This window comes from Acidobacteriota bacterium, from assembly GCA_020845575.1.
Lineage (GTDB): Bacteria > Acidobacteriota > Vicinamibacteria > Vicinamibacterales > Vicinamibacteraceae > Luteitalea.
This window is the reverse complement of the sequence record JADLFL010000020.1, coordinates 60,301-82,054: the sequence shown is the minus strand read 5'-3', so window position 1 is coordinate 82,054 and position 21,754 is coordinate 60,301. Positions and strand designations below refer to the sequence as shown.

Below are 21,754 nucleotides of genomic sequence, written 5' to 3'. Positions count from 1 at the left end.
GTCATCGCATGGAGGCCAGGGGCTTCGGCCCCTGGCGAACGGGCCAAGCAAGCCCGGCCCGCTCAGAATCCCGCGGCGTAGCCGTCCTTGCGGCTCTCTGACGCGCCGTAATACACGCCGCCCTTGCGCATGATGGCCTGGTAGCCGCCGTACATGCCGTAGGCGTGCGCCACCTTGTGACCGCGGCGCTGCAGTTCGCGGATGGTGTCCGTCGAGTAGCCCGACTCCAGGTTGAGCTCGCCCGCGTTGTCGACGTGGCCCCCGCGCGCGAACGAGCCGCTGTGATAGATGCGGGGCGCGTCGCCGGCTTCCTGCAGGTCCATTCCGAAGTCGATGAGGTTCATCAGAATCTGCACGTGTCCCTGCGGCTGCATGTCGCCGCCCATCAGCCCGAAACTGATGTACGGCTCATCGTCTCTGGTCACGAACGCCGGGATGATGGTGTGGAAGGGGCGCTTGCCCGGCGCGTAGACGTTGGGATGTCCGGGCGTGAGCTCGAACCACATGCCGCGGTCGTGCAGCGCGAAGCCGAGACCGTCTACCACTTCCAGCGACCCGAACGACAGCGAGTTGCTCTGGATGAGCGACACCATCATGCCGTCCTTGTCCGCCGTGGTGAGGTACACCGTATGGCTGTCGACGGGGAACCCCGATCGATAGACACCGGCACGATCGGGTTTCACGAGCGCGCGACGTTCGGCGGCGTACTCCTTCGACAGGAGCCGCTCGACGGGGACACGCATGGACGGTACGTCGGCGTATGCGGCGGCGAGATCCTCGAATGCCAGCTTCTTGGCCTCGGTGAACCAGTGCACGTGATCGGCGCTGCCGAACCCCGTGCGCGCGACGTCCACGCCTTCGAGCACGTTCAGCATCTGGAGTACGGCGCTGCCCTGCGTGTTGGGCGGCAGTTCCCACACGCGGTGACCGCGGTACATGGTGCTCACGGGCGTGACCCATTCGGAGGTGTGGTGTGCGAAATCGTCTGTCGAGAGGAAGCCGCCGCGCGCCTTGACGTGCGCCGCGATCGCCGTCGCGATCGGTCCCTTGTAGTACGCGTCGCGTCCGCCTGTGGCGATCCGCTCCAGGCTGTCGGCCAGTGCGGGATTCCTGAAGATGGTGCCTTTCGCCGGGAAGTGGCCGTCGGGCATGTACAGCCGCCGCAGTTCCGGGAACATCGACGGATCCGCGGGCAGGCGCTGGCTCAGACGAAGGCTCGAATCGGCGGCGATGTCCGGTGCGATCGGGAAGCCGTCGCGCGCGTAGGCGATCGTCGGTGCGAGCAGGCGCGCCATCGGGAGCGATCCGAATCGCCCGTGCAGCGTGAACCACCCGTCGACGCACCCCGGGACGCTGATACCGAGCGGACCTGTCGCCGGAATCTGCGTGAGGCCGCGGCTCGTCAGCGCATCGAGCGTCATGCCGCGCGGCGATCGGCCGCTGGCGTTCAGGCCGTGGAGCTGACGCGTGCGCGGATCCCACACCACGGCGTAGAGGTCGCCGCCGATGCCGCTGTTGCCGGGATCGCCGAGCCCGAGGAATGCATTGGCCGCGATGGCCGCGTCGACGGCATTGCCGCCGGCCTTCAGGACGTCGAGCGCGATCTGCGTCGCGAAGGGATGGCTCGTCGCGACCATCCCGTTGCGCGCGATCACCTCGGAGCGTGTCGCAAACGATCGGCCCGAGAGTCGATCCTGTGCGACAAGACTGCCGGCGAGCAGGCCGATGACGATCGCGGCGCCTATCGTACAGGCACCACGTACGGCGAGACGCGCTGTCACCGCAGACCCGCCACGATCTGCAGGTGGCCGAGGTGGTGCCGCCCGTGCCATGCGTACAACTGCACGAGGCGCTCGAGCGACATCGGACCGTTGGTCGGGTGGACCAGTTCGCGTGCGAAGGCGTCGCCGTGGATGTCGGCGAGCAGCACGCTCCACCGGCGGTGCAGCGCGTCGATCAGATCGAGCGAGAGATCGACGGGCGCGAGCGCCGCGTCCGGCAACTCTGCCCACGCCTTCTCGTCGTACACCTTGATGCCGGGACGATCCTCGGTGAGGACCCAGCGCGTGCGCACGTACGCGTTGATGTGACTGTCGGCCACGTGGTGGATCACCTGGCGCGCCGTCCAGCCCGCCTCGCGATAGGGCGTCGCGAGCTGGATCTCGGTGAGCCCCTCGGCCACCGCGCGGAACGCCGCCGGGAACTCGCCGATGGCCTCGAGCGCCGCGGCACGCGCGGCCTCACCACCCGCCTCATCGAACACGAACCGGCCTACGGGATAGCGAAGGGATTCGGACATGACGGAAGTCTACATTCACCGGCAACCGGCAACCGGCAACCGGCATTCGCGGCATTCCACCATTTACACTGCCCCATGCAAACCCGCACGCTCGGTCCGTCGAAGGTTCCCGTTTCCACGCTCGGCCTTGGTTGCATGGGCATGTCCGACTTCTACGGGCCGCGCGACGATCGGGAGTCGGCTGCCACGATCCATCGCGCCGTGGACCTCGGCGTGACGCTGTTCGACACGGCCGACATGTACGGCCCGCACACCAATGAGCGCCTCGTCGGCGCCGCGCTCGCGCCGTATCGCGATCGCGTGCTGATCGCGACGAAGTTCGGCATCGTGCGCGACATCGACGACCCCGCGCGGCGCACCATCAACGGCACGCCGGCGTACGTGCGCAGCCGCTGCGACGCCAGCCTGCAGCGCCTCGGCGTGGACCACATCGACCTGTACTACCAGCACCGTGTCGACGCGAACACGCCGATCGAGGACACGATTGGCGCGATGGCCGATCTCGTCGCGGACGGCAAGGTGCGCATGGTCGGGCTGTCGGAAGCCGGCAGCGAGACCATTCGCCGCGCGCACGCCGTCCACCCGATCGCCGCGCTGCAGTCCGAGTACTCGCTCTGGAGCCGCGACATCGAGGACGACATCATCGGCACGTGTCGTGAGCTGGGCATCACCATCGTGCCCTACAGCCCGCTCGGACGCGGCTTCCTCACCGGTGCGTTCCGCAGCCTCGAGGATTTCGCGCCGGACGACTTCCGTCGCCGGTCTCCACGCTTCCAGGGCGAGAACTTCGCGCGCAACCTGGCGCTCGTCGACGCGGTGGGCAGCATGGCCGCCGAGAAGGGCTGCACGCCGGCGCAGCTCGCGCTCGCGTGGGTCCTCGCGCAGGGCGACGACATGGTGCCCATCCCGGGCACGCGCAACATCGCGCGTCTCGAGCAGAACCTCGCCGCTGCCGACATCACGCTCACGGCGGACGATCTCGTCCGCCTCGAGCAACTGTCGCCGACAGCAGCCGTCGCCGGCCAGCGCTACGCGCCGGACGGCATGACGTTCGTGGGGAGATGAGTCACTTGCTGACGCCGAACCCTGTCACCAGTGCGTCGGAGTTGTGGCTGACACGGATGCCGACGATGCCGTCCGTCGATGCGAGCTTGCCGGGGCCCGTGACGTCGGCTTTGGTGCCCGTCCACACGGCCGTGCCATTGATCACGCATGACACGGCGTCGCCCTTCACCGTCCATGCGACGTCCTGCACCACCCGCGACTTCGGTGTCTCGCCCTTCTTGATGGCGTCGTGCGCCAGCGGACGGCCGACGACGTCGGCGCGTTTGCCGGCGCTGAACATGCGGATGATGTACGTGCCGTTGCGATAGGCCGCGCAGTAGAGCGCGTTGGGGGTTGCCGAGGCGAGATCGGCGCCGCCGATGAACACGCCGAACGGATGCGGATGGTTGTAGCTCTGTTCGGTCTCGTCGAAGGTGGCCTTGACGGTGAAGTCGCCGCTCGCCGTGTTGGCGGGATTCCAGTAGAGCGCGGCCGGACCCGTGGTCAGGCGGAACCCGTTCCCCTCCACCGCGAACTTCGAGTCCTTCACGGTGAGGCCCTGCCTGTTGCCGGCGTCTTCCTTGCCGGTCCAGCCCGGCGCGGTGATGCCACCGGCCACCTTGCGATCGGCGTCCTGTTGTTCCTGTGCCGTCGCGTGCGTCGAGAAGAGCAGGGCCACACCGAGGCCGAGGGCAAGCGTCACGGATCGTCGCATGGTCAACTCCTGTCGAAAGCCGCGTGGGAGACACGCGGCGGCTACCTGTTCGCGTTTCACGATGGTACGTCACGGATCGGGCCGACGCCAGCCGGCGCTCGCGCGTGCGTCGACGCCGCGCTGCTGTAGAGTTGCCGCATGGTGCGTGCATCGTTCGTCGCTCTCGTGTGGCTGCTCGTCGCCGGCGCGGTGCCGGCTTCTGCGCAATCGCTCATCGTGTGTGGCTGGGACGAGGTCTTCGTGCTCGACGTGTCTGCCATGCCGCGCAAGACGTGGTCGTGGAAAGCCGTCGATCGGCCTGACCTGCCGGAGGCGTATCGCACGAAGTTCCGCACGACCGACGAGTGCAAGGCCGTTGCGGGCAACCGCATGCTGATCACTGCGTCGAGCGACGGCGCCGCGCTGGTGGACAGGACGACAGGGAAGACGCTGTGGTGGGGCGAGTGCGGGAATACGCATTCGGCCGAACTGCTGCCCGGCGATCGCATCGTCCTGGCGTGCAGCGTGCGCGAGGGCACTGGTAACAAGCTGGCCCTCTTCGACGTGCGAGAGCCGGCACGGGAACTGTTCGCCACGGAGCTGTACTCGGGGCACGGTGCCGTCTGGGACGAGTCGCGCGCCGTGCTCTGGGCGCTGGGCGAGCAGCAGCTGCGCGCGTACCGGCTGGAGAACTGGGACGGCACGCGACCTGCGCTTGCCCTCGACGCCACGTATTCGCTCCCGGACGTCGGCGGCCACGAGTTGTCGGCCGTTCCCGGCACCGCGCAGTTGATCGTGTCCACGCACGAAGGCGTCTGGCGCTTCGATCGCGACACGAAGCAGTTCACGCGCGACCCGTATCTCGGCAACCTCCACGACGTGAAGAGCGCTGTCGTCCACCCCTCGTCAGGCCGCGTGGCCTACACGCAGGCCGACAGACCCGAGTGGTGGACCAGCCGCATCCGCTTCCGTCACCCAGACGGCGACGTGCACCTGGAAGGCGAGCGTCTCTACAAGGTGCGCTGGCTGATCGACTGACGGCGTCGCCGCTCGACGACCGTCACGATACGCCGGGCGGCTCGATCGGGCGGTTCATGCTCCCACACACGTACCACGCGCCAGCCGGCGAGTTGCAGGCGCCGTGATGCGTCCCTGTCGCGTTGCCTGTTGGATTCGATCTTCTGCCGCCACCAGGCGGCGTTGGCCTTCGGCCATGTCGCGTGCACGGGACATCCGTGCCAGAAGCAGCCGTCGACGAAGACCAGCACGCGTGGTGTGACGAATGCGAGGTCGGCTCGCCGCCGAGTGCCTGGAATCGTCCAGTCGACACGAAAGCGGAGTCCGCTTCGATGGACAGCGCTCCTGATGGCCCGCTCGCAGGCGGTGTCTCGCCGCCTGGTTCCCTGCATTCGATCTCGAACCGCCTGACTCGATGCTTCAGGCGTCTTCGTCGCCTTCACCATCTGCCACCGGGTTCAGTGGATCGAATTCCCCGTCCGCCCAGACGAACTCAGCCTGGTTCCGACTCAGGTACGCGTGGCGAGCAGCTCCAAGGAACTCGGTGTACGAGAGCAGCACACCGCCCGTTGAGTCGAAGTCGATTTCACCGGACGAGAGGGGCGGGCGCCCGTTCTTCGGCGGCGCATCACCGACGTCGAAGAAGCGCAGGTCACTGCCGTCTGTCTCGTAGAGACCGATGTAGATCTTCTCGAACTTGTCGATGTCGTCCTCGGGCTCCAGACGTCCCTGGTAGGGTCTGAGCTTGCGGACCCACGATCCGAACGAGGACGACTCCGTCCTGCCATCCGTGCAGCTGTCGAACGGAAGGAAGATGACGCCGATCATGACGGCGTACGGCTGCCGTTTGTGGTAGCCGCTCGCCTCGACGCGCAACTCTTCCTCGTTGCGCTTCATGTTGTGCGTATAGCGATGCGGTGCACCGACGTCGCGCACGTGGACGGACTTCAGGGAGATTCCCAGTGCCAGGCCGAGTTCAGGAGTACTGAAGTTCACGTCCAACTGCTTCCTGCCGGTGGCTGCCCTGGCACTTCGTTTGGTCGTAGCGGAGATCCCGGGGAAGTACGGTTTCAGATCGTGGGCCAGTTGGTCGCCCATGAGCGCCGCGAATCTCACCGCGTAGTTCTTCTTCTCCGTGACGGAGTCGCTTCGTTCAGGCCGCGGCCTCGCACGCTCGAGGACCTCGGCGATGATTCGTGCTCCGTCAGGAGTCGCTGTCCCGCTGGGTCGTCGCGCCATCACGTCAGGCCACTGCCGTCGGTCGCGTGACACGTTCGACGTAGCGCGCGAGCGCGATCCCGAACTCGGCACGGTACTTGAGTCCGCTCACGTCGAGTCGGCTCTTGAAGCCCGAGGCCGCGCGAGGGGACAGCGGCGCGCACGGGTAGTCGAGAAACGTGGCGAGGTGTTCGGATGCGAGCGCCACTGGCCACGAGGAGACGTCCACGGCGCACGCGTCCTGATTCGGGGCGCCGCATGCGGCACGCGGCCATGAGACACCCGGGCGCACACGGTCCATCAGGAGCGACTCGTCGAACGTCCCGGGCGAAGCCAGGCGTTCACCGACCCACTTGGCCACGGGGACGCTGACGGCGTTGCCGATGAGTTTCCAACGGTGGCCGCGTCGGACGCCGGGTGCCTCGAGCGCGGGCGCGGTCCAATCGGCGTCGAAGCCCTGCAGGCGCTCGGCATCGCGGATGTCCGGAGTGAACATCGCGCCCGTCCGCGAGTTCCAGATGGCGGGTGGCGACGGAATCCCGATCGTCGACCCGCCCTTGAGTGTGGGCACGGCATCAACGGCCCAACCGAGACCTCTGAGTCCCTCGGTCCAGTAGAACCCGCACCAGAGTCCCATCCTGAACGGCGTGACGACAGGCGTCTCGTTGTCGGTGAAGAGGACATCCCGAGGATCGTCGCTGCGCGACGCAAGAAGGATCACGCGCTGACGTCGCTGCGGCAGGCCGAACGCAAGTGTATCGACGACGCGGTACGCCCAGGTGAATCCTCTGGACTCCAACTCGTGAACGAGGTGCCGCATGCCACGGCCCTTCTCGAGTTGAAGCATGAAGGGGACGTTCTCGAGCATCAGCCAGCGTGGCGTGCGCCGCGAGGCATCAAGCAAGCGGAACACGTGATCCACGAGGCCGGAGTTCGACCCGCCGATGCCTGCTGTACGGCCTGCCTGACTGAGATCCTGACAGGGGAATCCGGCGGCGAGCAGATCGACCGCACCCACCGAAGCGATGGTACGGACGTCGTGCGTCAGCTTCGTCTTCGGGAACCTCGCGGCCAGGACTGCGTGAGCCCCCACGTCGAGCTCGCAGAGCAACGACGCATGATGGCCGGCCTGCTGCAGGCCCAGTTCGATGCCGCCTATTCCGGCAAACAGCCCCGCGACGGTCAAGCTGTTCGTTGCCACCGCCCAAGTATGTCAGCGATTGTTGATCGGCGACCATCGAGGGCACTCGATCCGACGGGCGGCCACAAGGGCCGCCCATACGGAAACGGGCCAGATGCGCGCTAGCGGCCGCTCGTGACGGGTGCGGCGGGCCGCTGGGCGGGTGCGCCGGGGAAGGCCTGCGCCGGCCGCGGCTTGGGCAGCGCCTTGCGCGGGAACATCGCGTCGCGGTTGGCGGCCTGGTACGCGAACGTCGCGACGATGACGGCGTTGCGGATCAGGTCTTCGGGAACGGCGCGCTCGTAGACGTCGAGGTTCGTGTGGTGCGTGCGCGCGCTGTACTCCAGCGGATCCTGGATGAACTGGAAGCCAGGCAGGCCCACCGCGTCGAACGCCAGGTGGTCGGTACCGCTCGTCGGGCGGATCGTCAGCGTCTGCATGCCGATGTTGTGGAAGGGCTGCATCCACGTCTCGAACACGGGCGCCGCCGCCTCGTTGCCCTGCAGGTACACGCCGCGGAACGCGCCGCCGCCGTTGTCCATGTTCAGGTAGACAGACAGCTTCTCGTGTTCCGGCTTCAGCTTCATGTCCGTGGGGTCGGCGAAGTGCTCCTTCACGTACGCGCGCGAGCCGAGCAGGCCCTGCTCTTCACCCGTCCACAATGCGAGACGGATGGTGCGGCGAGGCTTCAGACCGGTCGCCTTCAGGATGCGCAAGGCTTCCATCATGACGGCAGAGCTCACGCCGTTGTCGGTCGCGCCGGTGCCCGTGTGCCACGAGTCGAAGTGCGCGCCGATCATCACCACTTCGTTCGCCTTGTCCGTACCGGGAATCTCCGCGATGACGTTGTAAACGTCGTTGGACGTATCGACGAAGCGATTGCGGACGTCGACCGAGAGCGTCACGGGCAGCTTCTTGTCGAGCACGCGCAGCATGCGGGCGTAGTGCTCCGCCGCGAGCACGAGCTGCGGCAGCGGCGCCTGGCCTTCGATCGTCCGGTCGCCTTCACCGGGTCCGGCTGCAGACACGAACAGCGCGCCGTTGTCGCCGCGGGTCGGAGGCGACGACTCGATCACCGCGAGCGCGCCTTCGGCCTTGTAGAACGCCATGCGCTTCTTGCGGAAGTCGATCGACGGCCCGCCGAACATGAAGCCGCGCCCCCCGCGTCCACCAGCGAGTTGCTCCTGCGACAACGCCTCCAGTGACGCCGGCGTGTGACGGCGCATCGGCGACTCGAAGAACGGCACGATGTCGCGCCGCGGCGACTGCAGCACGAACGCGCCCTTCAGCTTGCCCGCGTACCTGGCGAAGTCCTCGTCCTTCTCGATGCTGACGAGCACGGCGTTGCCCGTCACGGCACCCTGCGTGCCGGGCGTCCACGCCTTGGGATAGCCCTGCACCACGAACGGTTGCGGCGCCGTCATCATGATCGACGTGTGCTCGTTCACCCATCCGCGGCCGAACGGGCCCCACTTCTCGGTGTGGACGTTGGACAGGCCCCACGCCGTCATCTGCTTCTGCGCCCATTCGGCAGCCTGGTGCATCAGGGGTGAATTGGTGAGGCGCGGTCCGTTGACGTCGGTCAGATAGCTGAGGGTCTCCATCACCTGCGAGTTGGTGGTGGCTTCCTCCTTGATCCGGAACAACGCATCGAGGTCGGCCTGGTCGCGCAGTTGCGCGGCGACGGGAACGACCAGCGTGGCCGCGAGCGCGGCAGCGGCGAGCACGCCCGTGCGTGCCCTGCCAGAGAGGGTCCAGCGATTCATCGAACGAACTCCTTGCATGGTTCACTGTCGGCAACCGGCAACCGGCAACCGGCAACCGGCAACCGGCCCGCCTTCGCGCCTCGGCACTACGCGCGGCAGGCGGAGAAGACGCATGTCAGCTGTCGCCTATCATCCCTCATCCAGCTCCGCGAGGTGCCGGACGACATCCTCCGCCTCGAATACGCGATATCGCCGTCGGCCGACGTTGCGCTGGCGCAATATACCGGCGTTGGCCAGGCGATTCACGGCTTCACCGGCCCTCATCGTCGATCTGTCGATCAGGTGCGCTGCCGATTCCACGGTCAGGACAGGAGTGCCCGGCAGCACGCCCAGCAGCAGGTCGACAGCCGACGCGGCGCGCACGCGTCCGAGGCGGCGATGCCAGTCGTCGGTCAGCACGCGCACCTTCGCGGCATACGCCTCGGCGTCCGCGCACGACAGCCGGACCGCCGCGGCAAAGGTCCGCAGCCACGCCTGTGCGCCGGCGGATCGTTGGGCGCTGTCGGCGGCGCCGCGATGCCGGAACGTCGTGAGTCCCGCCACGTACTCGGTCGCCCACGCGGCAAGCGCGCGGCTGACGGGCGGCACGAATCGAGGCGAGAGTCCGCGCCGGCGGAGCACCACATGGATGAGCGCGCGTCCGGCGCGCCCGTTTCCGTCGCCGAACGGGTGAATCGTTTCGAACTGCGCGTGGACGAGTGCGGCCTGGACGACAGGGGAATGGTCGTCGCCGTTCATGTACGCGAGGAGGTCGTCGAGCAGGGCGAGCACGCGATCGGGCGGGGGCGGCACGAAGCTCGCGCTGCACGGGTTGAAGGCGCGTCCGCCGATCCAGTTCTGCGTGGTCCGTACGCGTCCGCCAAGGTGGGGCGTGGACGACTGCGCCATCAGGGCGTCGTGGATCGCCAGCAGATCGTCGAGCGTGATGGGGCTTGTCGTGGTGCCGATCGCGATCGCGGCTTCCATGGCCGCGATGTTGCCGAGCACTTCGACCGCCGCGCGATCGGCGGCATCACCGCCGCGGGCCAGGATGGCTTCGGCCTGGAGCAGGCGGTGCGGACCGGCGTTGACGCCCTCTATCCGCGAGGAGGCCACCGATTCCGCGCGCAGCAGGAGCCGCGCAACGCCCTCCAGGTTGACGGCCGCTACGCCGGCGTCGTTGATCCGCCGGATGGCCGCTTCGGCATCGGCGATATCGGCCGCCAGATCGGCCTGCAGGGTGAGATCCCACCCATACAAGGGATCCGGAACGTAGGCGTCGTAGTCGCACCCACGCCTGTCTCGTCGTCCCATGCCCTCGAACGAGGCGGACCAGTGGCGACGGAACAGCGTCGCCACAAGCGTTCCTTGGGAATCATTCAAGTATCGGTTATGCCATAACCGTTACTTAGGCTGAATCTCGATAACGCTTCCGTCCGCCGGATGAAATCCGGCGGGCAAGCGTCTGATTCAGTTGCCGCCGGCGAGTGCCGTGTCCGGCCTGACGGCACGGGCGAGCTGACCCAGCGGACGGTCCGGTGAGCCGGCGAAACGCCAGGCCTGCCGGTCACGGTGGGCGATGTAGGCGTCCAGCGCCCCGGCGGGGATCGGCTGGCCTGGGGGCAGCTTGCGGTGCTCGTCGAGGGGGTTCACGTGGACGCCGCCCTTGAGGAGCTCGTAGTGCAGGTGCGGTCCGGTCGCCAGGCCCGTGGAGCCGACGTAGCCGATCAGTTCACCCTGCGAGACGCGCATGCCCGCACGCAGCCCGCCCGCGATCCGGGAGAAGTGCAGGTAGCGCGTTTCGTACCCGTTGTCGTGCTTGACGTAGACCGAGTTGCCGCCGCCGTTGGTCCAACCCGCACGCACGACGGTCCCGCTTGCCACCGACAGCACCGGCGCGCCGCTCGGGGCGCCGTAGTCGACACCGCGATGCGCGCGGGCCGTCTTCAGCACGGGGTGCAGCCGGCGGAAGGAGAACCCCGACGTGACGCGCGGCTCGAACTTCAGCGGCGACTTCAGGAAGAAGCGGCGCATCGACCGGCCGTCGCCGTCGTAATAGTCGGCCTTCTGGCCCGGCAGGGCATACCGGAACGCCTCGAAGCTGCGTCCGCTCGTCGTGAAGCGTGCCGCGACGATGTCGCCGTAGCCGCCGAACTCGCCTTCGCGAACCACCTTTTCGAACAGAATCTCGAAGGAATCGCCCGGCTGTAGCTCGTTGCCGAAGTCGACCTCGCCCTCGAACACGTGCGCGAACTCGAGCGCGAGGCTGATGCCCTCGCCGGCGGCGTTGACGGCAGCGATGAGCGACGGCGTTTCGCGCGAAATCTCGCCGCGAATCGACATCAACGCCTTGTGCTTCTCGTACTGCAGCACCTGGACGTCGAACTGCGGCGGGGCGTCGGCCGTCTCCTCGCCACCCACCACCTTCAGGAACTTGTCGGCGTCGATCTGGTAGGTGAACTCGCGGATGGCCCCGTCGAGGCCGACCTGCAGCCGATACGGCCGATCCGCGCGGAGGCGCCGGAGGTCGAAACGCTTTCTCGCGCTCTCGACGAAGTGATTGACGATGTCGTCGCTGACTTCGTGGGCGCGCAGCAGGCTTGCCAGCGTGGCATTGCGGGGCACGCGCGCCTCGATGAGGCGCGTGGCGTGTTCCTGCACCTGCACGGCGGCCAGCGTGGTGGTCGACGCCTGCGGCGCCGGCTGCGAGGCACAGCCGGCCAGGGCCACGACGGTCGAGAGGGCGAGGGGGAGGGTTCGCTTCGTCACGTCAGGCAGGCAGGATACAAAGTTTTGAATCGCCGGGCTACGGAAATGTGTCGTCGCCGGTATTCCGTGTACCGATCCGCTCCCCCGGAATCATGGCCTGCCTTCAGGGGCGCGTCGCCGACGGGCGGCGGGAGGTGTAGGTAAGATCGTTCGGATGGCTCTCGTTCGTCCGTTCTGTGCAATCCGCCCCCGCCCCGAGCTCGCCGCCGACATCGCCTCGGTCCCCTACGACGTGGTCAACACCGATGAAGCGCGTGCGTTGGCCGAGGCGAAGCCCAACAGCTTTCTGCACGTGTCGCGCGGGGAGATCGACCTGCCGGCGGCCACCTCCCCCTACGCCGACGAGGTGTATACCCGCGCGTGGGAGACGTTCGAGGCCTTCAGGTCGAGTGTGCTCGTACAGGACCGCACGCCGCGGCTCTACGTCTATCGCCTCCGCATGGGCGACCACGTGCAGACGGGCGTGGCCGGTGCGTTCTCGATCGACGAGTACCGCCGCGGCCTCATCGTGAAGCACGAGCGGACGCGGAAGGACAAGGAAGACGACCGCACGCGGCACATCACCGAGTTGCGCGCGCAGACGGGACCGGTGCTCCTGACGTTTCGCGACACGCCGGACGCCGCAGCCGCGATCGCCGCCGTGACGTCGGGCACGCCGCTCTACGACTTCGTGGCCGATGACGGGGTGGCGCACACCGTATGGCAGGCAGACGAGGCGCAGGCAGGGGCGCTGCAGTCGGCGATTGCCGACGTGCCGCATCTCTACATCGCCGACGGGCACCATCGCGCGGCGAGCGCCGCGCGTGCGCAGGAGGCGCTTGGCGCCGAGGCCGACGAGGAGGGCGCGTTCGTCCTCGCGGTGGCGTTCCCCGACTCGCAGATGCGCATCCTGCCGTACCACCGCGTGGTGAAGGATCTGAACGGCCACATACCCGAAGCGTTCCTCACGGTCCTGTCGCAGCGATTTCCGATGGTGGCCGGATCGCCCGCGCCGTCGCGCAAGGGCGAGTGCGGCGTCTTCATCCGCGGCAAGTGGTACACGCTCACGCTCGGCGACGACACGACCGACGCGTCCGATCCGATCGCCACGCTCGACGTGTCGCGCCTGCAGGATCAGGTGCTCGCGCCCGTGCTCGGCATCGAGGATCCACGCACCGACGCGCGCGTCGACTTCGTGGGCGGCATCCGCGGCACGAGCGAACTCGAACGGCTGGTCAACACGAAAAAGGCGGAGGTCGCCTTCTCGATGTACCCGGTTACGCTCGCCGAGCTGATGGCCATTGCCGACGCGGGTGCGATCATGCCGCCCAAGTCGACGTGGTTCGAGCCGAAGCTGCGCGACGGGCTGCTGATTCACGAAATCTAGAGAAGTTCAAACGTTCACGATCTCAGAATTTCATGCGGGAGCCCATGGTGCCGGCGACTGTCCAACGGCTGTTCAACTTCTCGTCCGGGCCCGCCGTGCTGCCCGAGCCCGTGTTGCTCGAAGCGCAGCGTGACCTGTTCATGCTGCCCGGTGTCGGCATGTCGGTGATGGAGCTCAGCCATCGATCGAAGCCGTTCGAGCGCATCCTCGGTGAGGCGGAGGCGACACTGCGCGAGGTGGCCGCCATCCCGGATACGCACGCGGTGCTCTTCCTCCAGGGCGGCGCCAGCCTGCAGTTCTCGATGGTGCCGATGAATCTCCTCACCGAGGGACGCAGCGCGGACCTCGTGGTCACGGGCGTGTGGGGCGAGAAGGCGCTCGTCGAGGCGCGGAAGGTCGGCACGGTCCGCGTGGCCGGCTCCACGGAATCCGAGGGCTTCAGGCGCGTGCCGCGACAGGACGAACTGCAGCTCGATCCCGCGGCGGCCTACGTCCACGTCACGACGAACAACACGATCTACGGCACGCAGTGGCGTGACCTGCCGGATACGAGCGACGTGCCGCTCGTGGCAGACGCGTCGTCGGACATCTTCAGCGCGCCGACTGACGTGTCGCGGTTCGGCGTGCTCTACGCCGGTGGACAGAAGAACCTCGGTCCGTCCGGCGTCACCGTCGTGGTGATCCGGCGTGACCTCCTCGAACGGTCGGCGACGTTGCTTCCGTCGATGCTGAGTTACGCGTTGCATGCGGCCAACGGGTCCCGCTACAACACGCCCAACACGTTCGGGATTTACATCCTCGGCCTCGTGGCGCGCTGGATGCGCGACGAGGGCGGCCTTGCCGCGCTTGCCACGCGCAACGCGCGCAAGGCAGCGGCCCTCTACGCCGAGATCGATCGCACGGGCTTCTACACGGGCTACGCCGAACCATCGTCGCGCTCGCTCATGAACGTGACGTTCCGGTTGTCGAGCGAGGCGCTCGACGAGGCGTTCGCGGCCGACGCGGCGCGCGCGGGGCTCGACGGCCTGAAGGGCCATCGTTCGACAGGCGGTCTCCGCGCGTCCATCTACAACGCGTTCCCCGAAGCGGGCGTCGATGCCCTCGTTCAGTTCATGCGCGAGTTCGAACGCACGAAGGGCTAGGGAAACGCCGCGGACTCCGGCGCAGTATCGGCAGGCAGGCATGTTCATGTTGCGTATTCGCTCATTCGTCCTTGTCACCACGGGTCTCGCCGCCTCGCTCGGTGTTGCGTCGGCGGGACAGTCCCCGGCTGACCTTCGCGTGCGGGTGCTCGACGCGCTGGGCGATCCGATCGCCGGCGCCAGCGCGCTGCTCGAAGCCGAGGGGCGCCCCAGCGGTCGCGCCGCCATCACCGGCGCCGACGGCATCGCCCTGATCGCCGTGCCGGCGGTGACAGGTGTGGTCACCGTGCGCGTCTCCGCGCCGGGATTCGGCGAACACATCGACGTCGTGCAGCCGGGGACCGCCGCGATGGAGGTGAGGCTGGCGCCTGCCGCGCGTGCCGAGCAGGTGACCGTCACGGCTGGCCGTCGCCCCGTGCGCGGCACCGAACTGCCCGCCGACGCCACGGTGCTCTCGCGACGCGACCTCGAAGTCGTCGCGGCAGGCACCATCGACGACGTGCTGCGGCTCACGCCCGGCTTCTCGCTCTTCCGCCGCTCACCCTCGCGCACGGCCAACCCGACGACGCAGGGCGTGACGTTGCGCGGGCTGTCCGCCTCGGGCGCGAGCCGGACGCTGGTGCTCGCCGACGGTGTTCCGCTGAACGATCCCTTCGGCGGCTGGGTGAGCTGGGATCGCGTGCCGCAGGTGGCCATCGATCGCGTGGAGGTCGTGCGCGGCGGCGCGAGCGACCTCTATGGCGCCGACGCGGCTGGCGGCGTGATCCAGGTGCTGTCTGTCGAGCCCGCGTCGCCGGTGCTGCGTGCGCTCGTCGAGGGCGGCACGCAGAAGACGGGCCGGCTGTCGGCGCTCGCGGGGACGCGTCGTGGCGCGACGAGCGGCGTGATCTCGGCGGAGTGGAGCAGCACGGAGGGCGCGATTCCCATCGCGCCGGAGATTCGCGGCCCGATCGACACGCCGGCCGGTGTCGAGTCGACGGTCCTGTCCGGCAGCGTGAGCTTCGCCATGCACCACGCGTGGCGCGCGTCGGTGCGCGGCCAGGTGTTCGACGAGGAACGCACCAACGGCACGCCACTCCAGGACAACGACACGAACCAGCGGCAGGCGAGCGCGGAGGTGTTCGGCAACGGCAGGTGGGGCGACCTCCGCGTGCGCGGCTTCATGGCGGGCCAGGGCTACGACCAGGCGTTCTCGGCCGTCAACGCCGCGCGCGTCGGCGAGACGCTCAGTTCGCGGCAGCGTGTGGCCGCCAGCGTGCGTGGCGGCTCGGCCGAGTACGTGCGTGCGATGGGGCGTGTTGTGCTGCTGGCCGGCGGTGACGTGCGCCGCGTCGAGGGGGACATGGTCGAGCGCCGCCAGACAGGTGCGCCGACAATGGCCGATGGCCGTCAGGACACGCTGGGCGGGTTCGCGCAGGCGACCTGGGCCGCGACGTCGCGCCTGGTGATCGTCGGCGGGCTTCGCGCCGACTCGATCGACGTCGACACGACGCCAGGCGGTCGTCGCTCCATCGACGCGATCTCGCCCAAGGGGTCGATCGCGTGGAGTGGGCCCGGGGCGATCTCGCTGCGTGCGAGTGGCTATCGCGCGTTCCGGGCGCCCACGCTCAACGAGCGCCTGCGATCGTTCCGCGCGGGCAACGCGCTCACGCAGAACAACCCGGCGCTCGAACCCGAGCGCGTCACGGGCGGCGACGCATCCGTGGCGTGGGAACCACGCCGCGTGTCGCTGCGTGCCACGCTCTTCACGGCGCGCCTGGACGATGCGATCACGAACGTGACGTTGAGCACGACGCCATCGCTCATCACGCGCGAACGGCGCAACGCCGGCCGTATCGATGCGCGCGGACTCGAGGTCGAGGGTCGCGTCCAGGTGCTGTCGTCGCTGTCGCTGGGGGGAACGGTCGCGTGGACGCGTTCACGGTTCGGCCAGTCCGACGAACCCGGCCTCGAAGGCAACCGGGTGCCGCAGGTGCCGACGGCGCAGGGTGGCGTGGACGTGCGCTGGCTGCCGTTCAGTGCGTCGACGCTCGCGGCGCAGGTGCGCTGGATCGGCACACAGTTCGACGACGACAGGAACCAGTTCGCGCTCGGGAAGGCCGTGGTCGCCGACCTGCTGGGAGAGCACCGCTTCGCCGACGCACTTCGCGGCTTCGTCGCGATCGAGAACCTGTTTGACGCCGATTACGACACGGGCCGCAGTCCGCAGCGGACCGTCGGCCCGCCGCGTCGCGTGCGGGCGGGTGTCAGGGTCGCGTTCTGATCGTCACTGTCGCCGGCGTCGTCTCGGACGGCGGCGACGTGTCGGACCATCCTCTTCGGCGGCAGGCGCTGGCGGGTCCTCGAGCAGGAGGCGTTCCCAATGCTCGACCACGTCCGGATGCTCGCCGTGGATGTCGAGCCACGTGAGGGCGTCGCGGAACGCGCTGCGGTGCATCAGGGCGCGCTGCACGCGCGCGGGTGCGTCGGTGTCGAGCAGACGTTTCTGCAGCGCGAGCAGGTGACGCAGCTTCTCGATGTCCTTGCGCGCCACCTGCATCTGCCCGAGCATGTGCGGCGCCTCGCGCTCCCCATCGTCGTGGTGCCGATACCTGTAGCGATGACCATCGTCGCGGAGCAGTCCGAGTGGCAGCAGCAGCGTGCCCGCGAGGATCGGATTGCTCATCGTGGCCGGCGCATCGTCGAAGCGCTTGCGATACGCGTCGATCGCGTCGAACGCGTCTGTCAGCGGCCCATCGTCGTTCAGCAACTCCGGCGACATGTGCTCCAGCAGGCCGCGATCGGCCAGGTGATCGAAGCATGAGCGCGCGTGACCGCTGCGCAGGATCTTGTAGTACTCCTCGAGCAATCGCGCTGACGAGGCCTGCGCGATGAGCGATGCCTTCCGTTCGATCGCGTCCACCACCGCCTGATCCACGTCGAAATCGAGACGCGCGGCGAGCACGAGCGCGCGCAGCATGCGCACGGGGTCCTCGACGAATCGCACGTCGGGATCGCCGATGCAGCGGATCACGCGACGCTCGAGATCCTCGAGGCCGCCCGTGTAGTCGATGATGGAGAAGGTCCCGATGTCGTAGAAGAGCGCGTTGACGGTGAAGTCGCGGCGGAAGGCGTCCTCTTCCGGTGAGCCGTATTCGTTGTCGCGCTGGATCGGACGATCCAGCACCTCGGCCGGGACGTCGGAACTCGGCGTGGCGACCACGGGCAGGTCGCCCTCGTCGGGATGGTCGGGCCGGAAGTGCTGTTCCTGCGCCTCGGGCGTATCGGTCACCTGCTTGCGGAACGTCGCCACTTCGATGGTCTTCGGACCGAAGCGCACGTGCGCGAGGCGGAAGCGGCGGCCGATGATCCAGCAGTTACGGAAGAGGCGCTTGACGTCGTGCGGACGCGCGCTGGTGCCGATGTCGAAGTCCTTGGGACGACGATGGAGCAGCAGATCGCGTACGCTGCCTCCGACGAGATACGCCTCGAAGCCGGACGCGTGCAGACGGTAGAGGACCCGGAGGGCATCGGGGTCGATGTCCTGGCGCGAGAGGCCATGTTCGCTTCTCGCGACGACAATTGGAGTGACCACGCCACGGGAGTATAGCAAGCTGCCGGTGGGCGGTGTTCGGAAGTGGCTGACATGCAAGCACTTACTGTTTTCGTACGCAGTGGACTGGCGGGCGTGGTCCTTCTTGCGGCTCAGGTGACCGCGCTGGCGCAGCCGGCGCCGCCCGATCCCCTGGCCCGTGTGCGTCAGCTCTACAACGCCGGCATGTACGACGATGCGATCGCGGCGGCGGCGGAGGTGGCGTCTCGGCCTGGCGTGCAGAACGAGGCGCGTCTGTTGCTCGGTCGCGCCCTGCTCGAGCGGCATCGGACCAACCGCGTGGCCGAGGATCTCGACAGCGCGCGGACTGCCCTGCGGGGGGTCGAGGCGGCGTCGCTCGGCGATCGCGGGCGCATCGATCTCGTGGTCGGCCTCGGCGAAGCGCTGTACCTCGATGCCGACTATCGTCCCGCGGCGAGTCTGCTCGAACCGGTGCTGGAGCAGATGGACGTACTGTCGCACGCCGAGCGAGAGCAGGTGCTCGACTGGTGGGCCACGGCGATGGATCGATACGCGCAGACGCGTCCGCCCGACGAGCGCGTGGAGGTGTACGCCGACGTCGAGGCGCGCCTGCGCGCGCATCTCGGCCGGCATCCTGACTCGTCAGCGGCGTCGTACTGGTTGCCCGCGTCCGCGCTGGCGCGCGGTGATCTCGAGTTGGCCTGGGATCTCGCGATCGCGGCGTGGGTGCGCTCGACGCTGGCGCCAGACAATGGCGTCCAGTTGCGCACGGACATCGATCGCCTCGTGACGCAGGCGATCATCCCCGAACGCGTGAAGCGCCTCCCCGACGACCCTGACGCCGGCGCCGCCGCCCGCTTCACCGCCGAGTGGGATGAAGCGAAGCTGCGCTGGAAGTGACGCTCACGCGTAGGGGTCGGCCAAGACCGGCCCCTACGCAGCCGGTTGCCTCCATCCGAATCGAACCCCTACCCGGTTGCCGGTTGCCCATTGCCGGTTGCCGGTCCTTACGCCTTCGCTGCGCGCCATGTGGGGCCGACGCCGACGTCGACGTCCAGGGGGACGTCGAGCGCGACGGCGTGCTCCATGTGGTGCTTCACGAGCGCCACGGCGGCGTCCGCGGCGCTCTCGGGTACCTCGAACACCAACTCGTCGTGGACGGTGAGGATCATCCGCAGCCCCGGCACCGAGGGCAGCGCCTGCTGGAGGTCGATCATCGCGCGCTTGAGGATGTCTGCCGCGGTGCCCTGAATGGGCAAGTTCACGGTGACGCGTTCGGCGGCGGCGCGGATCTGGCCGTTGCGGCTGGCGAGCTCCGGCACGCGCCGACGGCGACCGTAGAGCGTACTGACCGTCCCCGTGTCACGTGCCTGCGCGATGGTCTCGTCGATGAACCGGCGCACAGACGGGTAACCGGCGAAATACGCATCGATGAACGCCTGCGCCGCCTGCTGCGTGACGCCGATGTCGCGCGCGAGCGTGAACGCCGTCTTCCCGTAGAGCAGCGCGTAGTTGATGATCTTGGCCCGTCGCCGCAGTTCGTGCGTGCCGAGCCCGCTGTCGGCGCCGAACACGCGCGCCGACGTCTGGTCGTGGATGTCGTCGCCACGCCGGAACGCGTCGATCAGGCTCTGCTCCTGCGCCATGTGCGCAAGGACGCGCAGCTCGATCTGCGAGTAATCCGCCGAGATCAGCACGTGGCCCGGCTCGGCGACGAACGCCGCGCGGATCTCGCGTCCGAGCTCGGTGCGGATCGGGATGTTCTGGAGGTTCGGGTCGCTGCTGCTCAGGCGCCCCGTGGCGGCGACGGCCTGGTTGAACGTCGTGTGGACGCGGCCCGTCTCCGGATGGACGAGCAGCGGCAGCGCGTCGACGTACGTGCCTTTCAGCTTCATCATCGCGCGCCAGTCGAGGATCTCGCGGGCGATGTCGTGCGTGAGCGCGAGCTCTTCGAGCACCTCCGCCGCCGTCGACGCCGTCCGCTCCTTGCCCGTGCGCTTGAGCACCGGCAACTGCATCCGCTCGAAGAGGACCTCACCGAGCTGCTTCGGCGAGTTGATGTTGAACGTCGAGCCCGCCAGCTCGTAGATGCGCGCCGATCGCGTCTCGAGCTCCGCGTCCATGCGCGTCGACAGCGCGGCGAGCACGGCGGTGTCGACACGGATGCCGGCTTCCTCGATCGCGCAGAGCGCCGGCAGCAGCGCCAGTTCGAAGTCCTCGTAGACGCGCGTGAGGCCCTCGTCCTCGAGGGTGCGCCGCAGGTCGGCTGTGAGCGGCACCTCGACGTCGGCGCGTTCGCACGCCCACGTCGTCATGTGCTCGACCGCCACCTGCGACATCGGCAGCGCACGCACGCCTTTCCCGCGCAGCTGCTCGGTGTCCATGGCCCTGTACCCGAGCCTGTCGAGCGCCAGTGTCTCGATCGCATGCGCCGACGTCGCCGCGTCGTGCACATAGCTGGCCAGCATCACATCGTCTCTGATGCCGGCAAGCGTGACGCCATGCCGTGCGAGCACGATAGTTGCAGCCTTGAGGTCGTGCCCCGTCTTGGCGATCGTCGAAGTCGCGATCACGGGGCCGAGGATGTCGCGCACCTGCGACATCGGCACGTTCGGCGACGCGTCGAGCGACGTATGGTGCAACGGCACGTACCACGCGCGTCCCTCGCCGAGCCCGATGGCGAGCCCCACGAGACTTGCCTGCATCGCGGGCCGTTCGTCGGTGACGATGTGGAGCGCGCAGTGGCCGGCGTCGACGACACGCGCGGCGAGCGCGCGCAGATCCTCGGCGTCGCCGCAGATCTCGTACGCACGCGCGACGTCGGCGGCCGTCGGCGCGAACTCTGTGACGAGCGACTTGAATCCGAGCCGGCTGAAGAGGTCGTAGCAGCGCGGCTGGTCGGGGCCCACGTAGCGCAGCGCCTCGAGCTCGACGTCGACGGGCACGTCGACGTGCAGGCGAACCATGTCCCTGCCGAGCCGCGCGTCATCGGCGTGCGCGAGCAGCGCCTCGCGATAGCGCTTTTGCGGAAGCGTTGCCGCGGCGGCCAGCAGCGCGTCGAGCGTACCGTGCGTGGCGATCAGTTCACGGGCGCCCTTCTCGCCGATGCCCGGAACGCCCTTCACGTTGTCGACGGCATCGCCCATGAGCGCGAGCACGTCGACCACCTGGTCCGGACGCACGCCGAACTTCGTCAGCACGCCCTCCCCGTCGAACCATGCACCCTCGTCGCGCGGGTTGTACACGCGCACGTGTCCATCCACGAGCTGGAAGAAGTCCTTGTCGCCGGTGACGATCGCCGCGTCGAACCCGGCGGCCACGCCGCGCAGCGCCAGCGTGGCGATCACGTCGTCGGCCTCGTACGTCGTCTGCGTGAGGACGCGCACGCCCATCGCTTCGCACGCCTCGTGGACGAGAGGCACCTGCTCGACGAGGTCCGGTGGCATCGGCGCGCGGTTGGCCTTGTAGTCGGCCTGCATCGCGGAGCGGAACGTCGGACCCGCGAGATCGAATGCGGCGGCCACGTGCGTGGGCCTGTGATCGGCGACGAGCTTCCGCAGCATCGTCACGAAGCCGTAGACGGCGTTGGTGGACTTGCCGTCGGGGCCCGTCAGCCCGCGTATCGCGTGATAGGCGCGATACATCTGGTTGTTGCCGTCGATGAGGAAGAGGATGGGACGTTGTGACACGCGTGCGGACCCTCGGGAAGGGGAACCCCCATTCTAGG

At 68.2% G+C, this 21,754-nt stretch carries 17 protein-coding genes; 6 read left to right on the top strand and 11 right to left on the bottom strand.

What is annotated here, in order from left to right; genetic code table 11:
- Positions 1-62 precede the first annotated feature (62 nt).
- A complete protein-coding gene (locus IT182_06200; GenBank protein MCC6162923.1) occupies positions 63-1,832 on the bottom strand; it encodes a gamma-glutamyltransferase family protein in 1,770 nt (589 codons plus the stop codon).
- Positions 1,778-2,299 carry a putative metal-dependent hydrolase gene (locus tag IT182_06195; GenBank protein ID MCC6162922.1) on the bottom strand — a complete coding sequence of 174 codons (522 nt, stop codon included), beginning with the start codon at positions 2,297-2,299 and terminating at the stop codon, positions 1,778-1,780. Before IT182_06195 ends, IT182_06200 begins: the two co-directional genes overlap by 55 nt.
- A 75-nt stretch (positions 2,300-2,374) precedes the next feature.
- On the opposite strand from IT182_06195, the gene IT182_06190 reads away from it, so the two are divergent.
- On the top strand, positions 2,375-3,364 hold the full coding sequence (locus IT182_06190) for an aldo/keto reductase (protein MCC6162921.1): 990 nt from the start codon (positions 2,375-2,377) through the stop codon (positions 3,362-3,364).
- A 1-nt stretch (position 3,365) separates the two neighbouring features.
- Here the strand turns inward: IT182_06190 and IT182_06185 are convergent, their stop codons facing one another.
- Positions 3,366-4,058, bottom strand: a complete 693-nt coding sequence (locus tag IT182_06185) for a hypothetical protein (GenBank protein ID MCC6162920.1) — start codon at positions 4,056-4,058, stop codon at positions 3,366-3,368.
- A gap of 138 nt (positions 4,059-4,196) precedes the next feature.
- Between IT182_06185 and IT182_06180 the strand changes: the two genes are divergently transcribed.
- A complete protein-coding gene (locus IT182_06180) occupies positions 4,197-5,075 on the top strand; it encodes a hypothetical protein (protein MCC6162919.1) in 879 nt (292 codons plus the stop codon).
- On the opposite strand, the gene vsr is transcribed toward IT182_06180, so the two are convergent.
- From vsr to IT182_06150, 6 genes are all read right to left on the bottom strand, one after another.
- Complete coding sequence (gene vsr, locus IT182_06175) at positions 5,048-5,500, bottom strand: DNA mismatch endonuclease Vsr (protein MCC6162918.1); 453 nt, start codon at positions 5,498-5,500, stop codon at positions 5,048-5,050. The two genes, IT182_06180 and vsr, sit on opposite strands and share 28 nt — an antisense overlap.
- Positions 5,475-6,050: a hypothetical protein gene (locus IT182_06170; protein ID MCC6162917.1), complete on the bottom strand. Its 576-nt coding sequence runs from the start codon at positions 6,048-6,050 to the stop codon at positions 5,475-5,477. The genes vsr and IT182_06170 overlap by 26 nt, the downstream gene beginning before the upstream one ends.
- Before the next feature lie 247 nt (positions 6,051-6,297).
- Positions 6,298-7,473, bottom strand: coding sequence for a DNA (cytosine-5-)-methyltransferase (gene dcm, locus IT182_06165; protein ID MCC6162916.1), 1,176 nt, complete (start codon positions 7,471-7,473; stop codon positions 6,298-6,300).
- A 101-nt stretch (positions 7,474-7,574) separates the two neighbouring features.
- Positions 7,575-9,218, bottom strand: coding sequence for a M20/M25/M40 family metallo-hydrolase (locus IT182_06160; GenBank protein MCC6162915.1), 1,644 nt, complete (start codon positions 9,216-9,218; stop codon positions 7,575-7,577).
- Positions 9,219-9,347: 129 nt separating this feature from the next.
- Positions 9,348-10,511 carry a Fic family protein gene (locus IT182_06155; GenBank protein ID MCC6162914.1) on the bottom strand — a complete coding sequence of 388 codons (1,164 nt, stop codon included), beginning with the start codon at positions 10,509-10,511 and terminating at the stop codon, positions 9,348-9,350.
- A 156-nt stretch (positions 10,512-10,667) separates the two neighbouring features.
- On the bottom strand, positions 10,668-11,966 hold the full coding sequence (locus IT182_06150) for a M23 family metallopeptidase (protein MCC6162913.1): 1,299 nt from the start codon (positions 11,964-11,966) through the stop codon (positions 10,668-10,670).
- A gap of 154 nt (positions 11,967-12,120) precedes the next feature.
- Between IT182_06150 and IT182_06145 the strand changes: the two genes are divergently transcribed.
- Genes IT182_06145 through IT182_06135 form a run of 3 tightly spaced genes read left to right on the top strand, consistent with a single transcriptional unit; the run spans position 12,121 to position 16,737 of the window.
- Entirely contained in the window at positions 12,121-13,332 is a 1,212-nt protein-coding gene (locus IT182_06145; GenBank protein ID MCC6162912.1) for a DUF1015 domain-containing protein, read from the top strand.
- Positions 13,333-13,376: 44 nt separating this feature from the next.
- Entirely contained in the window at positions 13,377-14,474 is a 1,098-nt protein-coding gene (gene serC, locus IT182_06140) for a 3-phosphoserine/phosphohydroxythreonine transaminase (protein ID MCC6162911.1), read from the top strand.
- 46 nt (positions 14,475-14,520) lie between these two features.
- Complete coding sequence (locus IT182_06135) at positions 14,521-16,737, top strand: TonB-dependent receptor (GenBank protein MCC6162910.1); 2,217 nt, start codon at positions 14,521-14,523, stop codon at positions 16,735-16,737.
- A 3-nt stretch (positions 16,738-16,740) separates the two neighbouring features.
- Here the strand turns inward: IT182_06135 and pcnB are convergent, their stop codons facing one another.
- Positions 16,741-18,048 (bottom strand): polynucleotide adenylyltransferase PcnB, encoded by a 1,308-nt coding sequence (gene pcnB / locus IT182_06130; protein MCC6162909.1) that lies wholly within the window; start codon positions 18,046-18,048, stop codon positions 16,741-16,743.
- Positions 18,049-18,141: 93 nt separating this feature from the next.
- Here pcnB and IT182_06125 point away from each other — a divergent pair, with 93 nt between their 5' ends.
- Positions 18,142-18,927 carry a hypothetical protein gene (locus IT182_06125; protein MCC6162908.1) on the top strand — a complete coding sequence of 262 codons (786 nt, stop codon included), beginning with the start codon at positions 18,142-18,144 and terminating at the stop codon, positions 18,925-18,927.
- Between the two features lie 107 nt (positions 18,928-19,034).
- On the opposite strand, the gene polA is transcribed toward IT182_06125, so the two are convergent.
- Positions 19,035-21,716 carry a DNA polymerase I gene (gene polA / locus IT182_06120; GenBank protein MCC6162907.1) on the bottom strand — a complete coding sequence of 894 codons (2,682 nt, stop codon included), beginning with the start codon at positions 21,714-21,716 and terminating at the stop codon, positions 19,035-19,037.
- Between the last annotated feature and the right edge of the window lie 38 nt (positions 21,717-21,754).

What these genes read in the sequence shown, in the direction of transcription:
- IT182_06155 (MCC6162914.1), bottom strand. Translation starts at nt 10,511, where the DNA reads ATGGGACGACGAGACAGGCGTGGGTGCGACTACGACGCCTACGTTCCG.
- vsr (MCC6162918.1), bottom strand. Translation starts at nt 5,500, where the DNA reads ATGGTGAAGGCGACGAAGACGCCTGAAGCATCGAGTCAGGCGGTTCGA.
- IT182_06190 (MCC6162921.1), top strand. Translation starts at nt 2,375, where the DNA reads ATGCAAACCCGCACGCTCGGTCCGTCGAAGGTTCCCGTTTCCACGCTC.
- IT182_06160 (MCC6162915.1), bottom strand. Translation starts at nt 9,218, where the DNA reads ATGAATCGCTGGACCCTCTCTGGCAGGGCACGCACGGGCGTGCTCGCC.
- IT182_06145 (MCC6162912.1), top strand. Translation starts at nt 12,121, where the DNA reads ATGGCTCTCGTTCGTCCGTTCTGTGCAATCCGCCCCCGCCCCGAGCTC.
- IT182_06200 (MCC6162923.1), bottom strand. Translation starts at nt 1,832, where the DNA reads ATGGCACGGGCGGCACCACCTCGGCCACCTGCAGATCGTGGCGGGTCT.
- IT182_06185 (MCC6162920.1), bottom strand. Translation starts at nt 4,058, where the DNA reads ATGCGACGATCCGTGACGCTTGCCCTCGGCCTCGGTGTGGCCCTGCTC.
- IT182_06195 (MCC6162922.1), bottom strand. Translation starts at nt 2,299, where the DNA reads ATGTCCGAATCCCTTCGCTATCCCGTAGGCCGGTTCGTGTTCGATGAG.
- IT182_06135 (MCC6162910.1), top strand. Translation starts at nt 14,521, where the DNA reads ATGTTGCGTATTCGCTCATTCGTCCTTGTCACCACGGGTCTCGCCGCC.
- IT182_06180 (MCC6162919.1), top strand. Translation starts at nt 4,197, where the DNA reads ATGGTGCGTGCATCGTTCGTCGCTCTCGTGTGGCTGCTCGTCGCCGGC.
- serC (MCC6162911.1), top strand. Translation starts at nt 13,377, where the DNA reads ATGGTGCCGGCGACTGTCCAACGGCTGTTCAACTTCTCGTCCGGGCCC.